Annotated in this window: 22 protein-coding genes and 3 pseudogenes; 5 read left to right on the top strand and 20 right to left on the bottom strand. The window is 65.3% G+C overall.

Going from position 1 to position 23,453, the window contains the following annotated elements:
* Window positions 1-55 precede the first annotated feature (55 nt).
* Window positions 56-985 carry a patatin-like phospholipase family protein gene (locus F788_RS0106325; protein ID WP_019589637.1) on the top strand — a complete coding sequence of 310 codons (930 nt, stop codon included), beginning with the start codon at window positions 56-58 and terminating at the stop codon, window positions 983-985.
* A 30-nt stretch (window positions 986-1,015) separates the two neighbouring features.
* On the opposite strand, the gene F788_RS0106330 is transcribed toward F788_RS0106325, so the two are convergent.
* From F788_RS0106330 to F788_RS0106355, 6 genes are all read right to left on the bottom strand, one after another.
* Window positions 1,016-1,486, bottom strand: coding sequence for an aminoacyl-tRNA deacylase (locus F788_RS0106330; RefSeq protein ID WP_026332725.1), 471 nt, complete (start codon window positions 1,484-1,486; stop codon window positions 1,016-1,018).
* Window positions 1,487-1,635: 149 nt separating this feature from the next.
* Entirely contained in the window at window positions 1,636-2,022 is a 387-nt protein-coding gene (locus F788_RS0106335) for a hypothetical protein (protein WP_019589639.1), read from the bottom strand.
* Between the two features lie 222 nt (window positions 2,023-2,244).
* Window positions 2,245-2,541, bottom strand: coding sequence for a DUF2149 domain-containing protein (locus F788_RS0106340; RefSeq protein WP_018871030.1), 297 nt, complete (start codon window positions 2,539-2,541; stop codon window positions 2,245-2,247).
* Entirely contained in the window at window positions 2,538-3,017 is a 480-nt protein-coding gene (locus F788_RS0106345) for a MotA/TolQ/ExbB proton channel family protein (RefSeq protein WP_018871031.1), read from the bottom strand. The genes F788_RS0106340 and F788_RS0106345 overlap by 4 nt, the downstream gene beginning before the upstream one ends.
* Window positions 3,014-6,985, bottom strand: a complete 3,972-nt coding sequence (gene cobN / locus F788_RS0106350; protein ID WP_255349488.1) for a cobaltochelatase subunit CobN — start codon at window positions 6,983-6,985, stop codon at window positions 3,014-3,016. The genes F788_RS0106345 and cobN overlap by 4 nt, the downstream gene beginning before the upstream one ends.
* A 2-nt stretch (window positions 6,986-6,987) precedes the next feature.
* Window positions 6,988-8,874 carry a TonB-dependent siderophore receptor gene (locus F788_RS0106355; protein WP_019592931.1) on the bottom strand — a complete coding sequence of 629 codons (1,887 nt, stop codon included), beginning with the start codon at window positions 8,872-8,874 and terminating at the stop codon, window positions 6,988-6,990.
* 398 nt (window positions 8,875-9,272) lie between these two features.
* On the opposite strand from F788_RS0106355, the gene F788_RS0106360 reads away from it, so the two are divergent.
* From F788_RS0106360 to F788_RS0106370, 3 genes are all read left to right on the top strand, one after another.
* Window positions 9,273-10,442 (top strand): S9 family peptidase, encoded by a 1,170-nt coding sequence (locus tag F788_RS0106360; protein WP_019589642.1) that lies wholly within the window; start codon window positions 9,273-9,275, stop codon window positions 10,440-10,442.
* Window positions 10,439-10,990 carry a hypothetical protein gene (locus F788_RS0106365; protein ID WP_019589643.1) on the top strand — a complete coding sequence of 184 codons (552 nt, stop codon included), beginning with the start codon at window positions 10,439-10,441 and terminating at the stop codon, window positions 10,988-10,990. The genes F788_RS0106360 and F788_RS0106365 overlap by 4 nt, the downstream gene beginning before the upstream one ends.
* 103 nt (window positions 10,991-11,093) lie before the next feature.
* Window positions 11,094-12,605: a hypothetical protein gene (locus tag F788_RS0106370; protein WP_019589644.1), complete on the top strand. Its 1,512-nt coding sequence runs from the start codon at window positions 11,094-11,096 to the stop codon at window positions 12,603-12,605.
* A 91-nt stretch (window positions 12,606-12,696) separates the two neighbouring features.
* On the opposite strand, the gene F788_RS0106375 is transcribed toward F788_RS0106370, so the two are convergent.
* Together F788_RS0106375 and F788_RS0106380 are read right to left on the bottom strand one after the other, a co-directional pair.
* The gene (locus tag F788_RS0106375; RefSeq protein ID WP_019589645.1) at window positions 12,697-13,413 is read right to left on the bottom strand and encodes a nuclease-related domain-containing protein; all 717 of its coding nucleotides are present in this window, start codon (window positions 13,411-13,413) and stop codon (window positions 12,697-12,699) included.
* A gap of 121 nt (window positions 13,414-13,534) precedes the next feature.
* A complete protein-coding gene (locus F788_RS0106380) occupies window positions 13,535-14,659 on the bottom strand; it encodes a site-2 protease family protein (protein ID WP_019589646.1) in 1,125 nt (374 codons plus the stop codon).
* A 623-nt stretch (window positions 14,660-15,282) separates the two neighbouring features.
* Between F788_RS0106380 and F788_RS0106385 the strand changes: the two genes are divergently transcribed.
* Window positions 15,283-16,320, top strand: coding sequence for an HDOD domain-containing protein (locus F788_RS0106385; protein WP_231372063.1), 1,038 nt, complete (start codon window positions 15,283-15,285; stop codon window positions 16,318-16,320).
* On the opposite strand, the gene F788_RS0106390 is transcribed toward F788_RS0106385, so the two are convergent.
* The 12 genes and pseudogenes from F788_RS0106390 to F788_RS13670 form a co-directional block, all read right to left on the bottom strand.
* On the bottom strand, window positions 16,317-16,919 hold the full coding sequence (locus tag F788_RS0106390; RefSeq protein WP_019589648.1) for a GNAT family N-acetyltransferase: 603 nt from the start codon (window positions 16,917-16,919) through the stop codon (window positions 16,317-16,319). The genes F788_RS0106385 and F788_RS0106390 overlap by 4 nt on opposite strands.
* Before the next feature lie 256 nt (window positions 16,920-17,175).
* A pseudogene (locus tag F788_RS13645) lies at window positions 17,176-17,373 on the bottom strand (topoisomerase DNA-binding C4 zinc finger domain-containing protein); the annotation flags it as partial.
* A gap of 286 nt (window positions 17,374-17,659) precedes the next feature.
* Window positions 17,660-18,718: a hypothetical protein gene (locus tag F788_RS0106400; RefSeq protein WP_019589650.1), complete on the bottom strand. Its 1,059-nt coding sequence runs from the start codon at window positions 18,716-18,718 to the stop codon at window positions 17,660-17,662.
* Window positions 18,719-19,167: 449 nt separating this feature from the next.
* A complete protein-coding gene (locus tag F788_RS14135; RefSeq protein WP_231372064.1) occupies window positions 19,168-20,118 on the bottom strand; it encodes a hypothetical protein in 951 nt (316 codons plus the stop codon).
* Between the two features lie 88 nt (window positions 20,119-20,206).
* Window positions 20,207-20,470, bottom strand: coding sequence for a type II toxin-antitoxin system RelE/ParE family toxin (locus F788_RS0106410; protein WP_026332726.1), 264 nt, complete (start codon window positions 20,468-20,470; stop codon window positions 20,207-20,209).
* Window positions 20,457-20,690 carry a glucose-6-phosphate isomerase gene (locus tag F788_RS0106415; RefSeq protein ID WP_018871046.1) on the bottom strand — a complete coding sequence of 78 codons (234 nt, stop codon included), beginning with the start codon at window positions 20,688-20,690 and terminating at the stop codon, window positions 20,457-20,459. Before F788_RS0106415 ends, F788_RS0106410 begins: the two co-directional genes overlap by 14 nt.
* 68 nt (window positions 20,691-20,758) lie before the next feature.
* Window positions 20,759-21,005: pseudogene (locus F788_RS13650) on the bottom strand (nuclease-related domain-containing protein); the annotation flags it as partial.
* A gap of 143 nt (window positions 21,006-21,148) precedes the next feature.
* Window positions 21,149-21,472: pseudogene (gene rhuM / locus F788_RS14275) on the bottom strand (RhuM family protein); the annotation flags it as partial.
* Window positions 21,469-21,771: a type II toxin-antitoxin system RelE/ParE family toxin gene (locus tag F788_RS13660; protein ID WP_081622841.1), complete on the bottom strand. Its 303-nt coding sequence runs from the start codon at window positions 21,769-21,771 to the stop codon at window positions 21,469-21,471. The pseudogene rhuM and the gene F788_RS13660, both read right to left, overlap by 4 nt.
* Window positions 21,768-22,049, bottom strand: a complete 282-nt coding sequence (locus tag F788_RS13665; protein WP_081622842.1) for a type II toxin-antitoxin system Phd/YefM family antitoxin — start codon at window positions 22,047-22,049, stop codon at window positions 21,768-21,770. Before F788_RS13665 ends, F788_RS13660 begins: the two co-directional genes overlap by 4 nt.
* Window positions 22,050-22,158: 109 nt before the next feature.
* A complete protein-coding gene (locus tag F788_RS0106420) occupies window positions 22,159-23,055 on the bottom strand; it encodes a lipase family protein (protein WP_019589653.1) in 897 nt (298 codons plus the stop codon).
* A gap of 108 nt (window positions 23,056-23,163) precedes the next feature.
* Window positions 23,164-23,453, bottom strand: a 290-nt coding sequence (locus F788_RS13670; RefSeq protein ID WP_026332727.1) for a HigA family addiction module antitoxin, incomplete at its 5' end; no start/stop codon positions are given.

Consider the following 23,453-nt stretch of genomic DNA (forward strand, 5'->3'; position numbering starts at 1 on the left):
CCAACGTTGTACGGTCTGTGGCTGGACTGCATGGTTCGGACCACCGGAGCCGCGGATGAAAAGCCGCCTGATTATCGCCGCCCTGACGATTGCCACGCTGCTCGCCGCACCGGCCCTGCAGGGCGCGGAGAAACAGCCCGAGCGGCCGAGCATCGGTCTCGCACTCGGCTCCGGTGGCGCCGGGGGGCTGGCCCATATCGCCATCCTGCAGGTCTTCGACGACCTGGGCATCGAACCCGACCACATCAGCGGTACCAGCATCGGTGCCGTGATCGGCGGGCTGTACGCGGCCGGCCTCAGCGCCGAGGAGATCCTGGACGTCTTCGACGACTTCGGTGGCTCGCGCATCGACGCCCTTTCCGGGCTGGTCGAGTCCGATGTGCAACTCACCGAGCTGATCCCGCTGCGCCTCGGGCGCAACGCCGTGCTCGACTCAAGCGAATTCCTCGAATTCCTCGCCAAACACACCGATGCCCGGACTTTTGACGATCTGCGCATCCCCCTGTCGGTGGTAGCCACCGACTACTGGAGCGGCGAACCGGTGGTCCTCCACGAGGGCGAACTGTTCACCGCGATCGAGGCGAGCATGGCCGTCCCCGGCCTGTTCGAACCGGTGCCGCAGGGCGACTACCGGCTGCTGATCGACGGCGGCACGTCCAACCCGCTCCCCTGGAATCTGCTGCAGGAAGAGCACGACTTCGTGATCGCCGTCGACGTCTCCGCCAGCCGCAAACAGACCCCCAACGATCCACCGGGCCTGACCGATCTGCTGTTCACCACCTTCAGCATCATGCAGCGCTCGCAGATCCGCCACATGCGCGAACACGACCCGCCCGATCTCTTCCTCGAGGCCGGCAGCGCGGGCATCCGCCTGCTCGACTTCAACCGGGTCGAGGAGATCGTGGAAAAGGCGCAGCCCAGTGCCGAAAGACTGCGCGAGGCACTCGAGACCCGGCTCGATCCACCCGCGCAGACAAGCCCGTAGGCGGCCTGCCCGACTGCAGCGCGGCCGGGCTCAGATATGCCGGGAGAAATCCCCGTGGCGGCAATGACCAAGCAGGTTGCGAAACGCCGGGCCGTCCAGCCGAATCAGCGAGACGTGGTCACCCCCCTCCACATAGATCCTGTCCTGCGCCGCGAGCGATTCATCCAGGAGGACCTCCAGCCCCCATGCGGTACCCAGCGCCGACACTGCCCCGTGTTCGCAGTCCGGGAACACCGACCGCACCTCCTCTTCGGTCGCCAGCCCCACATGCTCCCCGAGCATGTAGTGCAGCTTGCCGAACTGCAGCCGGCGCGTGGCCGGCAGGACCGCCAGCATGTAATGGCCGGCGTCCTCCACCAGCACACCCTTGGTCAGTTCATCGCCGGGTACGTGGGCGGCCTCGGCCGTACGGCTGGCGGAATCCGCACGCGGATGCCCCACGACTTGATAATTCACGTCCCGCTCGTCGAGAAATTCCTGCAATGTAGTGCTGATCGTCATCGTTCTGCCCCTCTCGCCGCGGCCGGGTCACGCAAACGCGGATCCATGCCTTCAACCCGAGGATAGACAGGCAGAAGGCCACGAGCTCGCCACTTTCCACCACCGGGGCTCGCTGGGGCCCTTCGACGGGCTGCCCCGGTGAGGGAAAGTCAGTTTTCCAGCTGCTGCTTCAGATGGTTCAGGGTCTCGCAGTGCTCGTGCTGCGGGCTGAAGAGGATGATCTCGGCGTCCTCTTCCACCCGGAGGGTGTGCCCGGGAGGCCAGTAGAAGAGATCCCCGGCGGCTGTGGCCTCCTCGTTACCATCCCGGTAGGTCATGATCAGGCGGCCCTGAATCATGTAACCCCAGTGGGGTGACTGGCAGAGATCCTCCTTCAAACCGTGGAGCAGCGGGGTGATGTCGGTGCCCGCATCCAGCGAGAAATACTCCCCCGTCATCTCCGTGTAACCGGACGCGTCGCCGAACTCCAGGGCCTGACGCGCGACGGCCCCCGGGGCACTGAACACCTCGGGCACGTCGGACTTCGCGATGCGCATGACCTGCCTCCTTCCCGTCCAGCGGGGCTTGCTTCCAGACCACAAGGCCTTGCATGGAGTCTAGAAGGGTCCGCGGCCCTGTCCACGCGGGGCTGCCCCCGGAGTGACGGGAACAGGGCATGCTTCACATCGCAGCGGGGAGTTGCAGGGGGTTGCAGGGCCCTGCACGCCCGGGGCCGGAAGTCCGCCGGTGTGGCGGAGGTCACTGACCTGGCCCGCATGTCATTCGTTTTCGTCGGGCACGAAGACCATGGTGCCGTCTTCCAGCTGATACGTCGTACCGGCACGCACGCCCTGTCCTTCACCGATTTCGCCGCTGCTCTCGTAGCGGTCCAGTTCCTCCATGGTCTCCGGAACCACCTCACCCTGCTCCGCTGAGTCCACGTCCTGAATCTCACTGGCGGCACTCTGGGCGACCATGATCAGCAACACCACGATGATCACCAGGAACACGTCAACGATGTTGACGACGGAAAGGATGGGATCGGCCTCTTCCTCGGAATCCAGGAATCGGCTCATGTGACCGTCTCCTGCCGTTCGACCTGCTTGAGAGCGGTAAGCAGCCAGCGGCGCCGGACGGTCAGCACCCAGAAGGTGATCGAGGCGGTGATGAGTGCAAGGATCACCGCCGCGAAGGCCACCACGAGTTGTTCACCGACGGTGGCCAGATCCCCGTCACCCAGGGCCAGCAGTGCGGGCCCGAGCGGGATCATGGTGGCCACCAGTCCGAGCATGGGTGCCGTCCGCGAGACCACCCGCAAGGGCTCCAGTTGACGCAGGACCACCAGCTCCAGTTCCTCGCTGTCGGCACTCCCGAACCGGTTCCGATAATCCTGCAGGGGACAGGGTGCGACATCCCTGCGCCGCTGCCAGGCTTCGAACGCGAAGGCGCCCAGTGCATAAAAGGCGTACGCAAACAGCGCCATGATGATGAGCAGCACCGGGACGAGAAACAGGCGTCCCAGCTCGTACATGGCCATTTCCAGTGCAGTCATGATTCCGCTCCCGTTCGATGTTGGGATCCGGTGGATGATCGGCGCCCGCGCAGAGCCTGGTGGACCACACCCGCCAGGAAGAGCAAGACGAGCATTGCGATGTACACGAGGACCTGCCACGGAGGTGCGCCGGACTCTGCTTCCGGCTCCGGTTCCGCCACCGGCTCCATGACACTACCGCTGACGGTTACGGGGTCGCTCGCTCCGCTGGCATCGGCATCCGGAACCGCCACGGTATTCATGCCAAAGCCGGCCGCCGTTTCGGCCACATAGGCGTCGCGATCCTCGCTGGTCCCCGTTTCTCCATGCTCGCCAGTCCACTCCTGATGCTGCTCCACCAGGGTTTCCAGTACGGCCTCGTCCGGCGTCCAGTGGCCGGTCCGCGCCGCGTCCAGCATGCGTTCGGTGATACGGGTCAGCGCCTCCGGATTGTGCTGTTCGAACCACTCCTCGAGCCCCAGTTCGTAGGCGTCATTTACGTAGATGTCGAAAAAACGATCCCACTGGTCGTCACGCACCATCTCCGGCGCGGTCGCCTGCCAGCCCCACAGGTTCTCCACCGTGTCCTGGAGCGTGGTCGTGCCGGAGTAGCCTTCGTCCACCATGCTCTGCAACCAGCGCGGGTGGTGATAGCGCGTGCGGATCTCCCGCGAGAGGAACTGATCCGCCCGCTCCATCCTGGCGTCCACCGGGTCGCGCAGATTGCTGATATAGAGTTCCGGCCGCTCGCCACCGGCCGTCTGCACCCCCAGGGAAAGTCCGCCCAGATACTGGAACGGGTCGTCGGACGAGAGTAGCCCGAAGACGTTGGAACTGCGGGCGAAGACCGCTGCATCCACGCTCCCGAGCTGTCGCTCGAACAGGTTGATCCCCGGTACGGTCTCGCCCCAGTGGTCGGGGTCCGGTCCGTACGCGTGTTCCAGACGGTCCAGGAAAACCCGACCCATGTAATCCTCATCCAGGGTCTCGCCCTCGGACCAGGCGTCCACATCGGCCACGGCGCCTTCCAGACCGGTACCATACTGACCAATGTCCGCAGAGAAGGCACGGGTACGGCTCAGGCGTTGTACCGCGTCGGCGTCCAGATCGGTGCCTTCCAGTAGCTCCGCAAGCGTACGGGTCATCGCGTGGACGGGGTTATCCGGTTCTTCACGTCCGGCCACCTCGGCGGCGGCACGGGACAGCAGCTCGAGGGTACCGGCGAAGGCATCGCGGTAGAGCCCGCTGGCCTGCAGGACCACGTCGACCCGAGGACGATCGAGTTCATCCCGGGGAATGACCTCGTAGCCCTCCAGGCGACCACGGTCGTTCCAGACCGGCTCGACGCCCAGCGCTTTCATCACCTGACCCTCGACCACACCGTGGTGGCGCATCACCTCCATCGACCAGAGCGTAAACGCCAGACGTTCCGGCGGTTCCCCGTGCTCCTCCTTGTGATCGCGGATCAGCCCCTCCATGAGCTCGGCGCCGGTCTCGTACGCTGCACGGGTCGGCACCCGTGACGGATCAAAGCCATAGAGATTGCGCCCTGTGGGCAGCGAATCCGGGTTGCGCAGGGGGTCTCCACCCACCGATGGTTCGACGAAAACTCCGTTCAGGGCGTTAATCAGTCCCTCGGTCTCGCCGCCAGCCTCGCGCAGGGCATCGAGGTGGACCTGCCCGTGCTCCAGATATTCCGTCACATCGGAGTCCGCATCTTCGAGCGGGCTCCCGTCCAGCAGATGCTTCTTCAGCAGACGATACGGCTCGGACTCCACCACCGCGGTCTCGAAATCCCCCGCGAAAAGCTCCTCGGGATCCACCGTCGTCGCCTTGTGGTAGTCCTCCCCCAGCATCTGCATGACGGTCGACAGCAGATGCTCATCGTCCGCGGGACGCCCGAAGGTGTGCAGGCCAATGGGCTCGCTCTGTTGCGCCAGCTCGTGGATGTAATCGTGGGCGGCGTGCACGTAATCGTGGAAACGGCTGGCCAGCTCTTCGTCACCAAAGCCGAGATCCTTGTGCATGTCCAGCTCGCGACTGGCCTCGACGATCTGCTCTTCCACCCGCTCGCGGGTGCGCCCGTCGTCCAGTTCCTCCCAGTCGTGGATCAGATCATGGAGGTCGACCAGCTCGTGATACAGCGCCGCCGGGGCGAAGGGCGGTGTCTGATGCGACACCATGGTCGCCCGCGTCCGCCGTTTGGCGATCGTGGCCTCGGCCAGGTTGTCGACGATGTAGGGGTAGACATGAGGAAGTTCGCCAACCACCGCGTGAGGATCGTCCTCCAGGGCCAGACCGCGGCTCTTGCCCACCCCGTACTCCGCCGAGCCATGCGTGCCGAAGTGCACCAGGGCATCGGCCTCGTGGCCCTGGTGCAGCCAGGCGTAGCTGGCCAGGTAATCGTGGCTGAAGGGAAGGTCGGTATCGTGGTACTTCCCTTCTCGTTCCGGGTCACCCGGCATGGCCCGGGGCGGCTGCGGCAGCACCGCCATGTGGCCTATCTCCAGCCGCGGGACGACAAAGTGCGGCTCACCTTCGTGCTCGACGACGGTGGGCGCAGCTTCCGGCTCGCCCCACTCCTCCTTTACCCGCGCACGCAACGCCTCGCCTCGCGTCGCCAGCCATTCGCGGTAGGCACTCACCGGGTACAACTCGGCCAGGTCATCGTCGACCAGCGCTTGCAGATCCGCATCCCGATAGTAGGCCCCCACCAGGCGTTTCCCGGCCTCACTGATTTGATCAGCGTCGACGGCATCCACGGTGTAACCGGAATCGGCCAAGTCCGCGAGAGTGGCTGCCAGACTCTCCGGGACGTTCATGTTGGAGGCGGAGAAATTGGTCTCGCCAGTCGGATAGTTGTAGATGTACACACCCAGGCGCTTGTCGGCGTTGGGCTTGCGCTGCAGATCCACCGCGTTGAAGGCCCGCTGCACAAGTGCATCCAGCTCCGGGCGGATCGCCACCACCTGCTGGTCGCCGGAGCGTTCCGCGGCGACCACGGTCGGATCGGTGGCCCCTGCCATTTCCGCCATGGAAAAGTAGAACGGCGTGCTGCCGCGGGGAAAGCCCACGTCATCGCCCCGCCAGTCGGCCTCGGAGCCATCCCGGTAAATCAGGCCCTGCAGTACTGGCACGCCCAGGGAAGCAAAGTCCTCGCGGCGGTCATCCGGGTTGAGCATGACCCGGTAGAACAGCAACGCGTCGATGGCCGGTTCGCCCTCCCGAGCCACCAACGGCTGCATGCCCTCGGCGTCATTCACCGGACTAAAAAACGGCAGGGCCACGCCTCCCTCGGCTTCGATCAGCTCGACGGTGGTGTCGATCCAGTCCGTGAGGGTATGGCGCACGTGGCTGTCGTGGATCGCGATACCAATCACGGGCCGCTCACCAAAATCCCCGCGCCAAGCCTCGTACTCGTCCAGATCCTCGAACACCAGACCCTCGTAGTCCGGGTGGTAAATCCCCCGGTCCGGGTATCGCACGGGATCGGGCACGGCTTCGGCGTGGCGACCGAATACCGCCGCGTCCAGGTAGGCAAAGGCGTGTTCGAAGTTGCGCGCACCGCCCTCGGTCAGGTACGCAGCGATGCGTCTGGCTGTATCGTCATCAAGGCCGTCGGCATCCGCCTGACCGCGATGGACGACAACCACTGGCGTACCGGCGTCCGCGAGGGCCTCCCGCAACGCGGCGACATGGTCCGGGTTGGCGATCGCGTGGCTCGGGGCAAAGACGATCGCCAAATCCCGGTCATGCACCCGACCGGGATCCGGCTCGGCCTCCAGGTCCTCAACCCGACCCGTATCCACATGGATGCCCTGCTCCTCGCCGATATGTTCGAACTCCTGAAGCACCCCGGGGCGCACGGTTTCATTGCCAAGGAGCAGCATGCGGGGTGTATCTGCGGCTGCCGCCGACGCGACACCCGCCAGGATGAGGAACGCAAGAGAGCGCGACCACCGGGCCAGGTCTCCTCGAAGGATCCTCATGGTCAAAACTCCCAACTGGCAGAGACGTAGTAGAAGCGACCGCGGATCTCACGGCTGAAGGCCTCGTCGATATCCCCCAGCCGCTGATCGGTGACGTTCTCGATACCCGCCTGCACCGAAAACCCGTCGGCCAGTTCCTGACTCATGCCCAGGTGGAACAGCGTGTAGTCGCGCGTGCGCTCACTCCCCCGCCGCTGGGAACCGATGTATTCAGCGCGCAGGTTTGCAGTGGCCCCGGGCCAGACAGCCGCCTCGGTGAGGAGGTTGAAACGCTGCCGTGGCCGGTTTTCCAGGGTCTTGCCTGTGTCCCGGTCCTCGGTGTCCAGATACGTGTAGTTGGCGCGGACGATGCCGGACTCGCCGAACCGGTACCCGGCCTCAAGCTCCACGCCCTGAGTCAATGCGCTGTCGACGTTCTGATACTGTCGAACCTCGGGATTAGCCGGGGTCCGGAAGTCGCAGTTTTCGATGCAGCGGGTATTGATGAGGTCCTCGATCTCGTTACGAAACAGGGTCACGCCGAACTCGCGCTGGCCGTCATCGTGCTCGAAACCCAGGCTGTAACTGTCACTGCGTTCGGGCTCCAGGTCCTCATTGCCGATGATTACGAGGGTCGGGATAGGGGGGCCACCCTCAAAGGTATCCGTCGAGCGACGCAGGTCCGGCGCACTGAAGCCGCGGCCGTAATCCGCCTTCACCCGCGTAGTGTCGGTGAAGTTGTAGACCACGCCGGCACTCGGGGTGATCTCACCGGTGTAATTGGTGTGGTCGTCGAAGCGCGTACCCAGCGTGACAATCAGTCGGTCTTCCAGCAGGTAGCTGCGGTTCTGCACAAACGCACCGCGGTGGGTTACCGTGTCGCCGAATTCGCGTTCACCCCCGCGCTCGCGCCAGAAACTCTCGCGCCGATAATCGGCGCCCGCCGTGACTTCCTGTCCTTGCCCCCAGTGACGGGAGGCGCTCACGTCGATGACATCGTCGGTGTGCTCGTCTTCCCGATCCACATGCCGCGACTCGCTCTCGCTTCGGGAGCGGTATGCGTCGAAGCGGGCATCCCATGGACCGATTTCCACGTCGTAACGGATCCCGGCGCTGTAGCGAAGGAGGTCCAGCCGACGTTCGCCGTCCTCGCCCAGATTCGCACGACGCTGGTCATCAGCGACGTTGAAGAACACCTCGATCTCGTGGCCCGCAGCCGGCCGGTGGAAAAGACTGCCATACCCGGTAACCGCTTCCCGACCCTCGATCTCATCCACGCCCTCCTCATCGGGATTGCGAGAAGCGTTCCGGTTCAGGAAATCGAGGCTCAGCAGCGCACCCGTGCGCTCTCCCAGCGGACCGGCGGTGTACAGCGAAAGATTGCGCTCTTCGCCGCCCGGGCGGGGATCCGTGACACCGACACGTGTCCGGACTCGCCCGGTCCATTCATCCTCCGGCGGACGAATGATCGCATTGACCACGCCACCAAGGGCATCCGCCCCGTACAGAGAGGACAGGGGCCCGCGCACCACCTCGAGGCGCTCAATGGCTGCCGTCGGGAGCTGTGTCAGGCGGAAATTACTGTGGCCCACCAGCGCATCGGTGTTGTTGATCCGGCGACCATTGACGAGCATCAGCGTCTGCGATGGTTCGAACCCGCGGATCCGAATCTGACTACGCCCGTCCCGCTCGTTATCCACGGCAACGCCCGGCAGATCGCCCAGCAGATCCGCCAGGGACGTGGCCGGCTTGCGTTCCACATCGTCACGCGTGACCTCGGTGTAACCCGAGGGAGCTTCTTCCTTGCGGATGGCGGAACGGGTTGCCGTTACCACCACCGGCTCAATGGAGGGCGTCGATGCGGTCTCGTGATCATCTTCCGTCTGCGCCACGGCCGGAAAAGCAAGCATGAAGGAGCCGGTCAGTAACGGCGCGAAAATCGGGTGGGATGTTTTCATTATTGGCCTCGAACCTGAGCACAAAGATAACGTTATATCGTTTCTTTTTTGGGGCGCAGACGACACTCGGACCCGGCGAGGGAAACCGATGCGAGGGAGATAGAAGCCCACGCCAGACAGGGAGCGGTGCGTCACGCGAGACGCGGGAGCTGCAGGGGTCCCGCATCCCGATTAACGAAACGTTATCTTATACCATCCCAATTCCGCAAGCGGGACTGACGGCGGCAAGGACGCCCAGGGACGCATCCGGCCGGCGACGTGAACGTTTACGGACTCGTCACCCCCGGGCGGCAACGCGTCGATTGCCCCATACTCCCGAGGCAGCAAGTCCGGACTGACGGGAGAAGGGCATGCTTCGCATCGCGGCTGTGCTGTTGCTGGGCCTGGTGATGTTCGCGGGCTGGATCGCCGCGCAGAGCTGGGAGGCCATGCGCGTGCTCCAGGACATCGAGGCCGGCGCGGGGCCGAGCGCGCTGAAGGAGCGCACCCCCGAGCCCGCGCGCGAAACGCTGTCGCTCACGACGGACGAAGGTGACATCGCGGCCGACCTGTACCATCCCCGACAGGAGGTGGGCGCGCGCATCGTCCTGGTACCGGGCTTCACGCCACAGGGCAAGGACGACCCGCGGCTGGTGCAGCTCGCCCATACGCTGGCGCGGGCGCGGTTTCTGGTGCTGGTTCCCGACCTGCAGGGCTCACGAGCGCTCCGAGTGCGCAGCGAGGATGCCGCGGCCATCGCCGACGCCGCCGCCCTGCTCGCCCGCCTGGAGCCGGAACACGCTCCCGACGACCAGAACGTGGGGGTGGCCGCCATCTCCTACGCCGTGGGCCTGGCCGTGCTGGCCACACTCAAGCCGGAGGGGAAGGGAGCCATCGACTTCCTGGTCGGGATCGGCGGCTACTACGACACCGAAAACGTCGTCACCTTCGCCACCACCGGGGCCTACCGGGAACCCGACTCCAGCCGGTGGCAGAAACGCACGCCCGATCCGCTGGCGAAGTGGTTCTTCCTGCGCGGCAACCTGCATGTGCTCGATGACCGCGCGGACCGCGCGCTACTCGACGAAATCGCCCGCCGGCGCGCCGCCGACCCCGAGGTCCCCATCGACGACCTGAGCGACCCGCTCGGCGAGGAGGGCCGAAGCCTGCTGGCGCTGATCCTGAACGATAACCACGAGCGGGTACCGCAGCTGCTGGATGACCTGCCGGCCGGCGCGCGGGAAGCCATCGAGTCCTGGTCCCTCGCCGAGCACGATCTCTCGCATCTTTCCGGCCGCGCCCTCCTCATCCACGGCCGGGACGACAGGATGATCCCGCATACCGAAAGCACGCACCTCGCCCGTGCCATCGGCGACACCGACCTGCACCGCATCGACGGCTTCTCCCACATCGACCCGCATGGCGTCGGGCTCATCGGCCAGTGGCAGCTCCTGCGCGCGATGACGGACCTGCTGGCATGGCGCGACGATGGCGCCGTACACTCCGAAAACCGAACCCCGCGAACCGAGGACTTGCCATGAAGGGCTTCACGAAACCGTTGCTGATGCTCGCGCTTTTCCTGCCGCTGCTGGCCGCGCCCGCGCACGCGCTGGACGGCGACACGATCGACCGCTGGCTGGCGGCGACCCAGGAACTCAACGAGTGGAGCGCGCAACAACCCGAGGTGCAGGAACCGGCGATGGGCGCGCAGGACGACGAAGCCTCGATGGCGGAGGTCCGCCAGGCCATCGAAGAGGTGGCGCGCATGGAGCAGGAGGTGGAGGAGATCGCCGCGCGTCACGGCTTCGACAGCAGCCACGAACTGACCGAGATCGGCTCGCAGATCTTCAACGCCCGGCATGCGCTGGAGATGGAGCGCCGGCTCCCGGAAATGGAGCGCGAGCTGGACGAAAGCCTGCAGCGCATCGAGGACGATCCGGACATGCCGGCGGAACAGAAGGCGACCATGCGCGACGCCCTGGAGCAGCAGCGCGAGATGCTGCACAACGTCGCGCCCGACGTGCCCGAGCAGGACATGGAGGCGGTGCGCAGCCGCGAGGACGAGCTGGAGGCCCTCTTCAGCAACTGATACCGGCATACCCCCTCGTTTGGAGGGGGTGCATCTCCGCGGACGGTGCCATATTGAGTCTGTTGAGCATGCAACAGGACCGTCCGGATCCAGGAGATGTTCGATGCCCGCGAAGACCCGTTTCCGCAGCCGTTCGCTGGTGCTGGCCCTCGGCCTGCCCGCACTGGCGATCCCCGCGTTCACCGCTTCGGCGGATGAGTCGCCGATCCAGCTCGAACCCCTCGTCCTCGACGGCGGGGGCGATCACTACCGCTACGGCGTCCTGACCGACATCCAGGGCGACGAGATCCGCTGGACGGTGACCCAGGGCCCGGAGATCACCCGCATCCATCCCGACGAGGACTACCGTTCCGGCCTCGGCGGGCGCGAGGACCTGTTCACCGGCCCCGCCCTGGATGGCGAGTTGTATCGCAAGGAGCAGGAGCTGGGGGTTCTGCTGCCGGTGTTCGAAGGCGAACAGGTGGAGCCGCCGCACACGTTCCAGGACATGTTCGACAACCAGCGGCGCGTAGAAGAATATCGCGTACACGTGGCCGAAACCGGCGAGACGCGCGAGATCGCCGGGGAGACGGCACAGGGCTACCGCCTGGCCGCGGTCACCGAGATGACCAACCTCGACAGCGACGATGAAGAGGCCCTGTTCTCCGTAAACCACGGAACGGTGTGGGTGTACGAGGACGAGCCCTTCTCGTCGGCGTTGCTGCAGCTGAGCCCCGGGATGTTCCGCATGGCCATCGGACCCAGCGTCCCGGACGGCCTCGAGGCCCATTACCTCCACACCCTCGGCGAGGCCCTGGAACCGCTTGGCATGCCGGCCGGCCTGCAGCTTCAGGGCTTCCATACCTCGGCCGACACCCTGGAAACCATGGAGGCCCAGGACTGGGCACTGGAAGAAGACCAGTCACCCGGCCAGGCCTCGGGCATCGCCTACCGGATCGAGGTCACCGAATTCAGCGACGACGCCGACGCACCGGATTACGCCGCCCTGCAGGAGTACCCACGCGCCAGCGCGGCCGCCTTCGAATACCTGCGGACCCCGCCGGTGCTGGCGGAGATGCTGGATGCCTGCCCCCCTCTGCCCGACGACATTCCCCGCGACGAGCTGGCTTCGATGCTGGACGAGAACGCGACCTTCGACGGCGCCATGGTGGAAGGGGCCCACTCGGGTCCACTGCTCGGGCAGGCGGCCTGGGGCGGCCAGGAGGACCCGCAGCAGGGCGACGGATTCGTCCTGGTGGTGGAGGGCCTCCTGCCGGAGCTGGAGACCACCGCCTGCATGATCTTCACCCGGGTGGGTGCGGGCATCCCCGATGACACTGACACTCTGGAGGTCGCCGCCGACCCGCACAGCGCCGAGGCCGAGGGCCAGCTGGCCGCGCACCTGCTGGTGGGGGATGTCAGCGAAGCCGGCGACATCGCCTTCCTGACCGTCGGCCAGGGCCTGAGCGGAGAGGTCCGGCTGGATTCCTCCACCCCGGACGGCGCGTTCCACGGCCATCTGGACGTCGAGGGCACGGCCACCCCGCTGGACGACCTGGGTGCCAGCGACGGGTTCCGCCTCGAGGGCGAGTTCTCGGCCATGCAGTACTGGGACCGCGTCCCGGTCGCCCGCTGAGGCCCCGGACGTTCACCTGCTAGAACCGGGCGAGGAATAACCGCCCGCGCGGGATCGGACAGCCCTGCCCGGGCCCCGGTCCCGCCCGGCTTCAGCCCTTCAGCGCCGCGATGGCCCGGACCGTGTTCTCCTTCACCGGGCGCGGGCGCTCCGGGCGGAAGCGGCGGATGTAGTCCACCAGCTCCGGCCCCGTCAGCACCGGGACCGACAGGTCGTCCGAACGCCCCAGCGACACCTCCGGGTGCGTGAACAGCACGATCGGCTGGATCCAGCGCTTGGCCTTGCGGCCCTTGAGGTACTCGCTCAGCAGCCACACCTGCTTCTTCACCTGCCGCACCGGGTTGCGCATCTGCTTGGTGTAACGGCTGCCGCGCCGCCCGGTCTTGCTCACCGTCCACTGCGAGGCCTGCTCGTCGCAGTCGATGGCCCCGCTGTTGTGCTTCACCTCGATCACGAACAGCGCCTCCGGCCCCGCCACCACCAGATCCGCCTCCGCCACACCCGTGCGCGAACGCTCGTCCGGCAGGTCCACCTGATTGAAGATCGTAAATGAGTCCGGCAGCTCCGCCAGATACTCCAGCGCCGCATCCTCCCCTCGCGCCCCCGCCTCGATCACCGCGCTGCCGCCCACCAGGCCCACCAGCACGACCACCCCCGCCAGCGTCACCAGCCCCACCAGCGGATGCACGAAGAACGCCCCCAGCGCCACCGGCAACCCCAGAAACAGCGCCAGGGTGCGCCCGCGCCTCTGGATCGCCTGCGACTCTTCAGTCAGCCGGTTTGCAGTGACGTAGCGAGTGTCTGCCATGGATGCCCCAGCCTGCCAACGTCCGGGATCAACCGCGCACTTTAACCCGTCGGCCCTGTAACAGGGCGTGGCGTACCCCTTTGCAGTCGCCCCCTATGGCCACTCCGTGACGCGCGGGTTGCTAGCGCTTGACCTCCATGTGGATTTCGATGGTGCACAGGAGCTTCTGGCGGTCGATCCATCCGATGGCCCGGCCGGATTCCTCCAGCACCGGGATCTGGTTGAGGTTGTGCTCACTCATGAGCCGCAGGATGTCCTCGGCCTGCGTATCCGGCCCGACATAGCTCAGCGAATCCGCGGGGGTCATGATATCGGCGATCCGGGTGGTCACCCACTGCTCCCGCGGCACCTTGCGGCTGTCACTCAGGGTCACCAGCCCCTGCACCCGCTCCGGCTCGCCGACCAGGAACGAACGGCACCCGCCCGGTAGAACGCCCTGGTCGATCCACTCCTGGATGGATGCATCCGGACTGACGAAAGGCGGCTCCGGATCCGCCAGATCCCGCGCCTGCACATCCACCAGCCGCTCGCGCATCTCGTACATCCGCCCCTGCCCTTCGGCCATGGTCAGCAGGAACCAGGCGATCAGCATGATCCAGACGCCGCCGATCAGGTTGCCGATCACCAGGAGGTTCCAGAAGCCGAAGCCGAACAGGAGATACGCCACCATCCGACCGCCCCAGACGGCGGCATCCACCGCCCTGCGCGGGTCGCCGGTGAACTTCCACACCAGCGCGCGGAACACCCGCCCCCCGTCCAGCGGAAAACCGGGGATGAGATTGAATATCGCCACCACCAGATTGATGAACGCCAGCCAGCCCATGACCACCGACACCGGTTCGTACCAGCCGGCGGTGACCAGCGCGAGCCCCCCGAAGATCAACGCCAGGGCCACACTGACCGCCGGCCCGGCGATCGCGATCCAGAACTCGTCGTCCGCGCGCTCGGCATCCCCGCCCATCTGGGCCAGCCCGCCGAAGATGAACAAGGTGATGGACTCCACCGGAACGCCCCGCCGGATGGCCACCACGCTGTGGCCCAGCTCATGAGCCAGGATGGACACGAAGAACAGCAGGGCCGTCACCGCCGCGGTGCCCACCACCATCGGCAGGGTCCACTCCGGAAACTGGTAGTGGAAGCCGGTGCTCATGGCCGTCAGCAGCAACAGCAGGATGAACACCCAGCTCACGTGGATCTGGATGCGGATGCCGCTGATGTGGCCGAGGACCAGGACCCTCTTGAACATACTTCCACTCCTTGCAGTGGGCGCGGCCCCGTGTCGAACTGCCGGAACCACCTGACGCCCATTATGTGGCCCCGCAGCACCTCCCAGACAGGGGAACTCGACGCAGGCCCGGGGCGGAGCAAGACAACCGACTGCATCCGCCGGCATTACCCCGTGCCAGTCCTCCGCACTCGCAGCCGGTGGAATCCCGACTTTGACGGGGACCCTGCCACATCGGGGACTATCGGGTTGATTATGCCGGCCATGCCGCTGGTGCAGACGCTGGGGGTGGGAGGACCCTCATGGCGGTTGCTAAGTGACACCTGCCCGGTTTCGCGGTCCGCCTGTCTTGTCCGGGGGTGAACGGCAAAGTGATCGATACACATCGTGCGCCCGGGGATTGCCTCAGTTCGGCAACCCGGATGCGCTGCTTCTCTTGCACGCGGTGGGCATCGGCCGATGATCCGACACCTTCGGCAGGTGTCCTCGCCGGCCACACGTTCCGCCCTCCGTTTACTTCACCTTTTCCGCAGGTTACCTTTCACCCCCGTCATAGCCGAACAGCGGTCACCCGACGGCAGCCGCGGGCCCACCCCTGGCCCGGTCGTCGCAAGCCATACACCGCATACAAGGACGCCCCACCCATGATGCTCTCCCGGCTTCGGCGATGGTTCGCTCGCGCGAGAGACAACAGCCAGCCGGCCCCCGGCCGCGCACCGAAGTCGGACGCCCGCGAAGGCACTGCCAGCAGCGACGCAGTGCGAGGAGGCGACGGCACGGAACCGCTCCTCTCGGAACGGGAACTCTCCTCACGGTACTGCGCCGGACTGTTCGCCACCCGACACCAGTCCGAAGGCTCGCCCGGCCCCGAGGAGCGCGCCTGGCTGCGCGAGCATCGAGAGCGGCTCATGGAGGATCCCACCGCATTCACCGCCAGGGTGCCGCGGCTTCCCCGGATCGCGCCCCGACTCATGGCCACCCTGCGCGATCCCGAGCAATACGGATCGAAAGAGATCGCGAAGATGGTCGAAAGCGATCCCGTTCTGGCCGGCAACATGCTCAAGGTCGTCAACAGTCCGTCCGTACGACCGAACCGCAAGGAGATTGTGAGCATCGAGCAGGCCGTGACGATTCTGGGCAACCGGGGCATGCGCGAAGTGGTAGCCGCCGCCATCATCAGTCCCATCGCTCAATTCGGGCAGGATCGTCGCCTCAACTCGGAAGGCCTGCGGCAGATCTGGCCGGAGACGCTGCAAACCGCCATGAACGTGAAGGTCGGCGCCCGGCACATCGGCGGCGGGGTCGAAGGGTTCGCGCTCCATCTCTCGGCCCTGACTCACAGCAGCGGACTCATGGTTCTGCTGCGCAACCTGGACACCCTCGAGGTTCCCACCGTGTCATCCGGGTTCATCGACGAGCTGGAAAGCCTCGCACGAAACGCCTCCGTCGCCATCGCGCAGCACTGGGATTTCGACGAAGACAGCGTCCGCATGCTGCAGGGCTGGGCCGATTCCGATCGCTCGACCCTCGAAACCGCGCTGCTGATCGATGCCATCGGTTTTACCCGGATCAACAACCTCTGCAGGCGCGGCGAGCTGGGATCCAGCTCCTGCCAGGTCTACCTCGACGCCCTGCCGCGCTTCGCGAACGAGTGGAAAACCTCCCCCTCGCAGCCCGGCTAGACAGGCCCGGCACTTCCCGGGACTGGCTTCGTCATCAGGACCCAGTGGCCGGAATGCCGACAACCGGGCCAGGGGAACAGCGGCCTGCGCGCCACGTCGGCATAACCGAGCCGTTCGTAAAGCCGCCGTGCACCCCGGTTTTCTTCCGCCACGATCAGGCTGAGCACCTCCGCACCGGTCGCGGCCGCCACGTCCTCCGCGCGCTGCATCAGTGCGCTTCCCACGCCGCGGCCGCGCCAGGCCGGATCGGCCGCCACGGCGTTCACGTACCAGGACCCCGGGGCCAGCGCCTCCAGCTCCAGCAACGGACGCACCACGACCGGGGCCTCGCTCAACGGCTCGACGTCGTGCGGATCGGGCAGACGGTACCCGAGCAGCATCCCGACGACCTCGTCCCCGATCTCGGCCACATGGGCATTCACGTAACTGAAGCCGCCGTCTGTCCCGCTTACGGTGCGCGCCCCGAACTCCAGGGGATCCCCCTCCGGACCGGCGGACTCCCGCCACAGATAAATCGGAATCCCCTCGCCTGCGAAGTCCATGAGCTCCGCCAGTCGCCGCGCATCCCCGATCTCTGCCGCACGTATCTTCAGATCCATCTCGCATCCCCTCCCTGCGCCCCAGAGATCCCTTCCCCGCGACAGAACGACGTCGCTCAGCACGCAGGGCTGCAACGGCGACGCCCCCGATACACCCGGCCCCACAAAGTCGGCGGACCGGACTCCAACATAACCCTCTGCCTGCGACACCGACGCGTGGCATGCCGGCCGTGACCGGTTCTCTTAACTGGAGGATAGCCCACAGACGGGCGCCCCCACCCGCCCGCGATCAACCGCGCACCTTGACGCGTCGGCCCTATTGCAGGGCCCTGGTCCCGCGGCACGCGGGATATTGCGAGCAGCCCCAGAACTCCTGGCCGGCGCTGGCACCCTGGCGCGCTTTTCGTTTCACCATCGGACTGCCGCATTTCGGACAAACGGGTGCCGCGGGCGCCGAGTGGCGCTCCCGCAGACCCTCCACGTGCGCCCGGCGAGTGTGGCGCGAACGCTCGAGGCATCAGGCCCCGCCAGTGTCACCAGCCCCACCAGCGGATGCACGAAGAACGCCCCGAGCGCCAGCGGCAACCCCAGGAGCAGCACCAGGTTGCGCCCGCGCCTCTGGATCGCCTGCGACTCTTCGGTCAGACGGTTGGCGGTGATGTAACGGGTATCAGCCATGAGTACGGAAGCAATTCCTATTGCCTGGGCGGGTCAGCTGCACTTGCAGACATGCTAAGGCCCAACGGTGTTCTGGCGCCAAGGCAGCACAGCATCAAGCACGTTGCTGATTCACCCCCCCTTCAAGGCGTCCGAATGCTTCCGAACACGCGCAGTTCGACATCCGGCGCATCGGGATCCAGCGGCGCCACCACGCGAAGTTCCAGCTCCGAGCTTGCGCCCGGAGCCAGCGCGGGCACGATGGGGCGTAGCCCGTCCGGCCCGGGAAAGATCTCCGCCACCGAGACCCGCCAGTCGGAACCGAAGACCGACCGTACCTCCGGGTGCCTGACTCGTCCTGCCCCCACCAGTACGGGCTCGGCCTCGGCGGAGAAACCGATGACCAGATGGAGGAGGCCGACCAGCGCCATGTCGGAGTGGTTGGTCATCCGGACGGTCTGACGAAGCGCAAAGCCACCGGACGGCCCCGGTTCGCGAGTGCCCCCGACTTCAAAGGTCACCTGATCGGTCACATCGACAGGCGTGGAATCCGCCTCGTCTTCATCCGAAACACGAACGCCGATCCACTGCGTGGCCGCGCCCGCACGGATCTCCACGGCACTGGCGCCGGGCGCGCGAGACCTCAGCGCCCAGCGATCCCCCTCGGGCGCTCGCACGACCTCCACGACCGAGGCGTCCGTGACACGCACGCGGCTCCCCTGGCCCGGTCGCGACAGGTTCGAACGAGTGCCCGGGAACGTCCGCCCGTGCAACTCCAGCGTTCGTATCTCGTCGGGGCCCAGATAAAGCCCGTTGGGGCGCACTTCGAGAGATCGGGGCTGACCGAGAACACCCAACGCCGCGAGCCCCGCCCGGGTGGCAAGGGGCTCCTCGAGTGCCCGACGAACCTCGCCAGTCCCGGCGTTCGAACTCGACCGCACCGCGTCCGCCACCGGGAAATGCGCGCCCCAGCCGAGAGTACCCGCGACCAGCGCCACGCCGAGCAGAGCAGGACCACCGGAGCCCCGGGGACGCAACATGAGCCCCACAAGCCCCGCCAGCAGCAGGGCCGGCCATGGCCATCCTCCGAAAAGCGTCCCCATTTTCAGGCCCAGGTCGCCCAGCCACCCCGCGGGGATCCCCAGCGCGGCCCGGACCCAGAAAAGCCCCGTGAGCAGAAAACCGGCCAGCCCGACGGCCACCAGCAGCCGCGCTCGCGGAGGGTTCGTCAGAGCGGGGGCCAATCGCCGGCCCTGCCAGGCATTCGCCAGAGCAAGCCCCCAGGCGCAGGCGACCAGAACAACGACACCCCATCCCCACCGACCCCAGATTTCGGCCGGAGGCAGCGCCACGAGGAGCAGGATTGCCCCGCTCGCTACCGCAAACGCACTCCATCCGGGCGCACCCGCGCGCCCCCGGGCTGGCCCCGTCGTCACCTCTGCGCGACCCACCAGACACCCCCCCACAAGAAAAGAATCAATGCCGAAATCACGGGTATCATCCTTCTCCACGGTCGGAAACAGGCCAGCCCCCAGATGTCTTGCGGCCAGGGCCGTACAAGTGAGACCGCAGTAGCCGGTTCCTTACCATGAGGATACTGGCTTTTACCTTGGGGGTACTCGAATCACATGGGAGCCAACAGCGTCCGGAGCTAGTCGAAGGGAGATTGCCAGGCGAAGACCGCCGACTCTGCTTTCCCGGGTCGCCTCAGACACAGATGCAGTTCCTGGTCATTGCGCCATTGCATGGCGTAGACGGCGCCGCTGAGCAGTTGCACGGGCTCGGCGTCGACAGCCGTCAGCCAGGCATGCGACAGCCCACCCCAGCTTCCACGCAACTCGCGAACCACGTAGGCAAGCTGCGTCTGATCGGGTGACCAGGCGTGATCGGATACCATCAGCGAGCGCGTACTCCAGCGAACGGGTCGGTGTTCACCCAGCACGCGGCCACCCGATAGTTCCAGCCTGATCAGGCGCGGATCCACCTTCTTGACTTGCACCTTGCCCAGTTGGGTCCAGTCATCCCAATACGAATACGGCGCCTGAAATCGCCAGTGACCGATGTCTTCGGCACCACATGCAGCGGTATCGGCAAGTTCCATTCGATCGGGCCGGTCAAGGTCGATTGCGTGAACCACAGCCGGTCGTTGCTGGCCACGCGGTGTCACTTTCAACGACGCGAAGGACTGCTGCACGGGCGTCGCCTCGTTGGCGTCGGGAGGCAACACACCGGTCAGCAGGCGTTGTCCATCACGACTCCAGCAAAGCTTGTCGATTCGCGGTGCGGCGGTTGCCGCGTCGCCGCTGCTGTCGCGCCCATCGGGTTCCGGCAGATGGCGGATGCCAGTGTCCAGATCGAGCAAGGCCAGCCGATGCTCGGGAGGGGCATTTTCACCGCGATTGGTCCACAGCCAGAACGCCGACCATTGCCCATCGGGCGAATAACTCAGCGGCAGATGGTCGCCGCAATCGATGCCCTCGGTACCGGCTACCCTCTCACCGCCGGTACTGGCAGGTTCGGTGTTCGGGTGACATCCTGCCAGGCTAACAACCAGCAAACCGATCAGTGCCAGCCCCGCCAACGCCCGTTCGAAACACTGCATAGCCCCCCCAGAGCCCCCGACCGCAAAGCCGCCCTGAACGGCATGCCAGACTCTCAATAACAGCTGGCTCAGTTATTTCCAGGGCGGCTCAGCTGCGTCTGTAGACCTGCTTACGATGACCGACCTTCACAACCGTCACGACCAGGAGGTCATCCACCACTTCGTAAATGATTCGGTACACGCCTTGCCGGATGCGATAGCGCTCCTGTCCCGAGAGCTTTTCACTGCCGACCGGACGGGGATGATCCTGCAGCGCCTCCATGCGCTGAAGAATGCGAGCCACATCTTTGTTCGGGATTGAACGAAGGTCTTTGGCAACGGACTTCTTGAATACAAGCCTATATTTTTCCATGAGCCTTCAAATCATCGAGCAAGGCCTCATAGCTCATGGTTGGCTCGGAGACGCGCTCCTCGAACGCCGCCAGATCTTCCTGATCCTCGGCCAATGCTGCACGAACCGCCTCGTTGACGATATCCGACAAGGAACGATTTGTATGCGCAGCCTTCAGCCGCAGCGCCGCATGCAACTGAGGATCGAAATAAACCGTCGAACGTTTCGGTGTCTCGCTCATGGAGCTCCTCCACACAACCACACCAAGAGGTTTTAGCGTCAAGACATCAAAACGTCAAGACATCAAGCGCTGCCACATTGCGGACAACCGGGTGCCACCAGCGCCGCGTGACGCTCCCGCAAACCCTCCACGTACGCCCGTCGGGTCTGGCGCAACGGGTTCTGAAGCCGGAACGACCGCCGGTAGATCTTCCGGGTCCACTGGGCCTGAAGCTCACCGCCGAAGATCCAGCCCCCGCATGTTCTTCGTCTCGATGACGAAGATGCCGAACCGCGACACCAGCACATGAGCGATCTGCGTGGTGCCGACCGCGGTCTACAAGGCCCATGGCCCCCAGCCGCATGGCAGAGGAGGCAGCATTCATGGCTTGCCCTCCTTCCTGATCCGCTCCTCCAGCGCCTCCAGCTCCTGCAAGTCCTCGGCATCGGCCTCCGGTGCCTCGTCTCTGCGCCGCCGGGATCCTTCAGGCGCTGGTCGTCCATGACGAAGCCCTTGACCAGGTACTCCTCCATATGGGCAGTGGCCCACTGGCGAAACTGGGTGCCCCGGGGGGAACGCACCCGGTAGCCGACGGCCAGGATCATCGGCAGGCTGTAGACACTCACCTTGCGCCGCACCTGGCGCGCCCCTTCCTGACGAACCATTAAGTTTTCCTTAATAGTTGCCTCGGCGGACAGCTCGCCGCTCTCCAGGCTGTTCCTGACGTGGGTGTTGATCGGGTCACGCGCCGGATTGGAGCCAAGAAGCGGCGGACAATCGGTCGCTGTGTAGCCGGTGGTTATGTTTCGTCATCATCAAGGTCGGACATACGCAATATCTGACTACTGCGACGCACAGTCAGAATATCAAATTGATCCTTGATGCTATAAATCACCCGGTACGCCCCAAATATCAGCTCCCTTATACGAGGTGATCCCACCTCGGGAACCATGCGTCCACTTTTGGGGAAATCAGATAACCGCTCTACTGCGGCAAATAAATCATCAACCCACCGTACCGCAGCATCCGGACTATCTTCTGAAGTATACCGCGCTATGTCCTCGACACGCTCCAGCGCAAGCGGGGACCAGACGATCTTCATTGGGTCAGCCCATTCAAAACCCGCCGCTTCGCATCTTCATGCTCCGTACCATCCCCGGAAGCTATTTGTTCTTCCGCCTTGTACACTTCTTCTAGCATTTCCAGACGTTCTTGCATCTTCTCGTACTCGTGAACATCCACCAGTACTGCAACGCCACGACCTCTTTGTGTCAGCACCATAGGACGACGGGTTTCATGGAGCTGCTTTATGAATGTGGCCACCCCTGCACGAAATTCAGACAGAGGACGGATATCTTCATCGACTCGAACCCTTGACATGGAAACGCTTTGTACATTTTAATGTACATTAAAGAGTACAACCTCGCCTGAAGGCAAACAAGGTATCCGACGGAAGGAACAGCCGGGCTCAAGAGTCCCCGCAGTAGAACTACCCGATCACCCGCCCCTCCCGCACCCCACGCGCATACGCCTCCATGAAATGGTCGCTGACGAGGCGCCAGCGGGCGCGGGTCTTGCCGGGGAACAGGCGCAGCGGCTTCGGCAGCAGTTGCGCCGCGGCGATGGCGAGCACGGCCATGACGATGCCCTTCGCGTACCATGGCAGGGTCACCATGCCGAGCGCCTCCAGTCCGGTGAGGCCGCCCCATACCAGCAGCAGCGTGAGGCCGACCAGGACCGCCTGACGCCAGCCGACATCCTTGAAGACGCGCCACCAGGACGGGGCCTTGCGGATATCGCCGTTGCGCTCGATGTAGACGTTGCAGCCGGTGTGTCGGAACCCGATCACCACCGGCGGCACCCGGGGCACCAGGTCGGCGCCGTTGACGATCCGGAAATGGGGGTAAGGCGATGCGCGCTCCAGGTGCCTGGCCTGCTCGGCGCCGAACACTCTGGGAGAGCCGAAGGTGTAGACGGCCGCGAGCTGGCCGCCGTCGCCGAACAGGTCGCGGTGGAGGTAGAAGGCAGCGAGCTGGGCCAGTGCGCCGCCGAGGCTGTGTCCGGTGACCACGAGTCGGTCCTGTTCGCCGACTTCCCTGGCGATGATGTCCTGATAGTCGGCCTCGGTGCCCCGCCACGCCAGCACCCAGCGTCGGCCGCCCTCCCCCGGCGTTGAACCGCAGCGCTCCAGATAGGCGTTGGTGCCGCCGTCGCGGAAGATGACGACCCGGTCGTAGCCAGCGGCGGTGAGGGTTGTAACGATCTCGCGGTGGCCCTTGTAGACCAGGGTGGAGTGATCGGCCAGGCAGGAGGCCAGTTCGGCGTCGTACCGCCTGAGACCGGTGGCCTCGGGAAATGACAGACGGGTGGTGTCCATGTAGTTCATACCTCCTGTAAATCCGCGGGATACGACGCACAGCAGGGTCTATGCGAGATAACGCCAGCCATGAGCCGCGCGGGTGCGACAGCACCCGCGTCGCGCTCCGTGGCCTTGTTATGCAGCATCTAGCGGCTTGATGCGTTTCACTTCTTCCTTGACCGACTGGCCTGCAGCCCAAAGATCAACAGATCGCTGTGCATTCAGCCAGAATTCCGGAGAGTTACCAAACAAACGAGCAAGCCGAAGCGCCATTTCGGGACTGACAGCACGGCGCTCACGAAGCAATTCATTGACTGACTGGCGCGAAACGCCCAGAGACTCCGCCAACCCCGCAACTGTCAAGCCATAGTCCGGCAGGAAATCCTCTCTCAGCATTTCGCCAGGGTGAGTCGGCTTGCGCTGCA

This window comes from Thioalkalivibrio sp. ALE10, from assembly GCF_000381385.1.
Taxonomy (GTDB): Bacteria; Pseudomonadota; Gammaproteobacteria; order Ectothiorhodospirales; family Ectothiorhodospiraceae; genus Thioalkalivibrio.

Coding starts and splice junctions, on each gene's coding strand:
- F788_RS0106415 (WP_018871046.1), bottom strand. CDS start 20,690: ATGAGCGAGACACCGAAACGTTCGACGGTTTATTTCGATCCTCAGTTG.
- F788_RS0106370 (WP_019589644.1), top strand. CDS start 11,094: ATGCCCGCGAAGACCCGTTTCCGCAGCCGTTCGCTGGTGCTGGCCCTC.
- F788_RS0106325 (WP_019589637.1), top strand. CDS start 56: ATGAAAAGCCGCCTGATTATCGCCGCCCTGACGATTGCCACGCTGCTC.
- F788_RS0106380 (WP_019589646.1), bottom strand. CDS start 14,659: ATGTTCAAGAGGGTCCTGGTCCTCGGCCACATCAGCGGCATCCGCATC.
- F788_RS0106345 (WP_018871031.1), bottom strand. CDS start 3,017: ATGACTGCACTGGAAATGGCCATGTACGAGCTGGGACGCCTGTTTCTC.
- F788_RS13660 (WP_081622841.1), bottom strand. CDS start 21,771: ATGAAGATCGTCTGGTCCCCGCTTGCGCTGGAGCGTGTCGAGGACATA.
- F788_RS0106390 (WP_019589648.1), bottom strand. CDS start 16,919: ATGGATCTGAAGATACGTGCGGCAGAGATCGGGGATGCGCGGCGACTG.
- F788_RS0106365 (WP_019589643.1), top strand. CDS start 10,439: ATGAAGGGCTTCACGAAACCGTTGCTGATGCTCGCGCTTTTCCTGCCG.
- F788_RS0106375 (WP_019589645.1), bottom strand. CDS start 13,413: ATGGCAGACACTCGCTACGTCACTGCAAACCGGCTGACTGAAGAGTCG.
- F788_RS0106360 (WP_019589642.1), top strand. CDS start 9,273: ATGCTTCGCATCGCGGCTGTGCTGTTGCTGGGCCTGGTGATGTTCGCG.
- F788_RS0106385 (WP_231372063.1), top strand. CDS start 15,283: ATGATGCTCTCCCGGCTTCGGCGATGGTTCGCTCGCGCGAGAGACAAC.
- F788_RS0106335 (WP_019589639.1), bottom strand. CDS start 2,022: ATGCGCATCGCGAAGTCCGACGTGCCCGAGGTGTTCAGTGCCCCGGGG.
- F788_RS0106355 (WP_019592931.1), bottom strand. CDS start 8,874: ATGCTTGCTTTTCCGGCCGTGGCGCAGACGGAAGATGATCACGAGACC.
- F788_RS13665 (WP_081622842.1), bottom strand. CDS start 22,049: ATGTCAAGGGTTCGAGTCGATGAAGATATCCGTCCTCTGTCTGAATTT.
- F788_RS0106420 (WP_019589653.1), bottom strand. CDS start 23,055: ATGAACTACATGGACACCACCCGTCTGTCATTTCCCGAGGCCACCGGT.
- F788_RS14135 (WP_231372064.1), bottom strand. CDS start 20,118: ATGCAGTGTTTCGAACGGGCGTTGGCGGGGCTGGCACTGATCGGTTTG.
- cobN (WP_255349488.1), bottom strand. CDS start 6,985: ATGAGGATCCTTCGAGGAGACCTGGCCCGGTGGTCGCGCTCTCTTGCG.
- F788_RS0106410 (WP_026332726.1), bottom strand. CDS start 20,470: ATGGAAAAATATAGGCTTGTATTCAAGAAGTCCGTTGCCAAAGACCTT.
- F788_RS0106330 (WP_026332725.1), bottom strand. CDS start 1,486: ATGACGATCAGCACTACATTGCAGGAATTTCTCGACGAGCGGGACGTG.
- F788_RS0106340 (WP_018871030.1), bottom strand. CDS start 2,541: ATGAGCCGATTCCTGGATTCCGAGGAAGAGGCCGATCCCATCCTTTCC.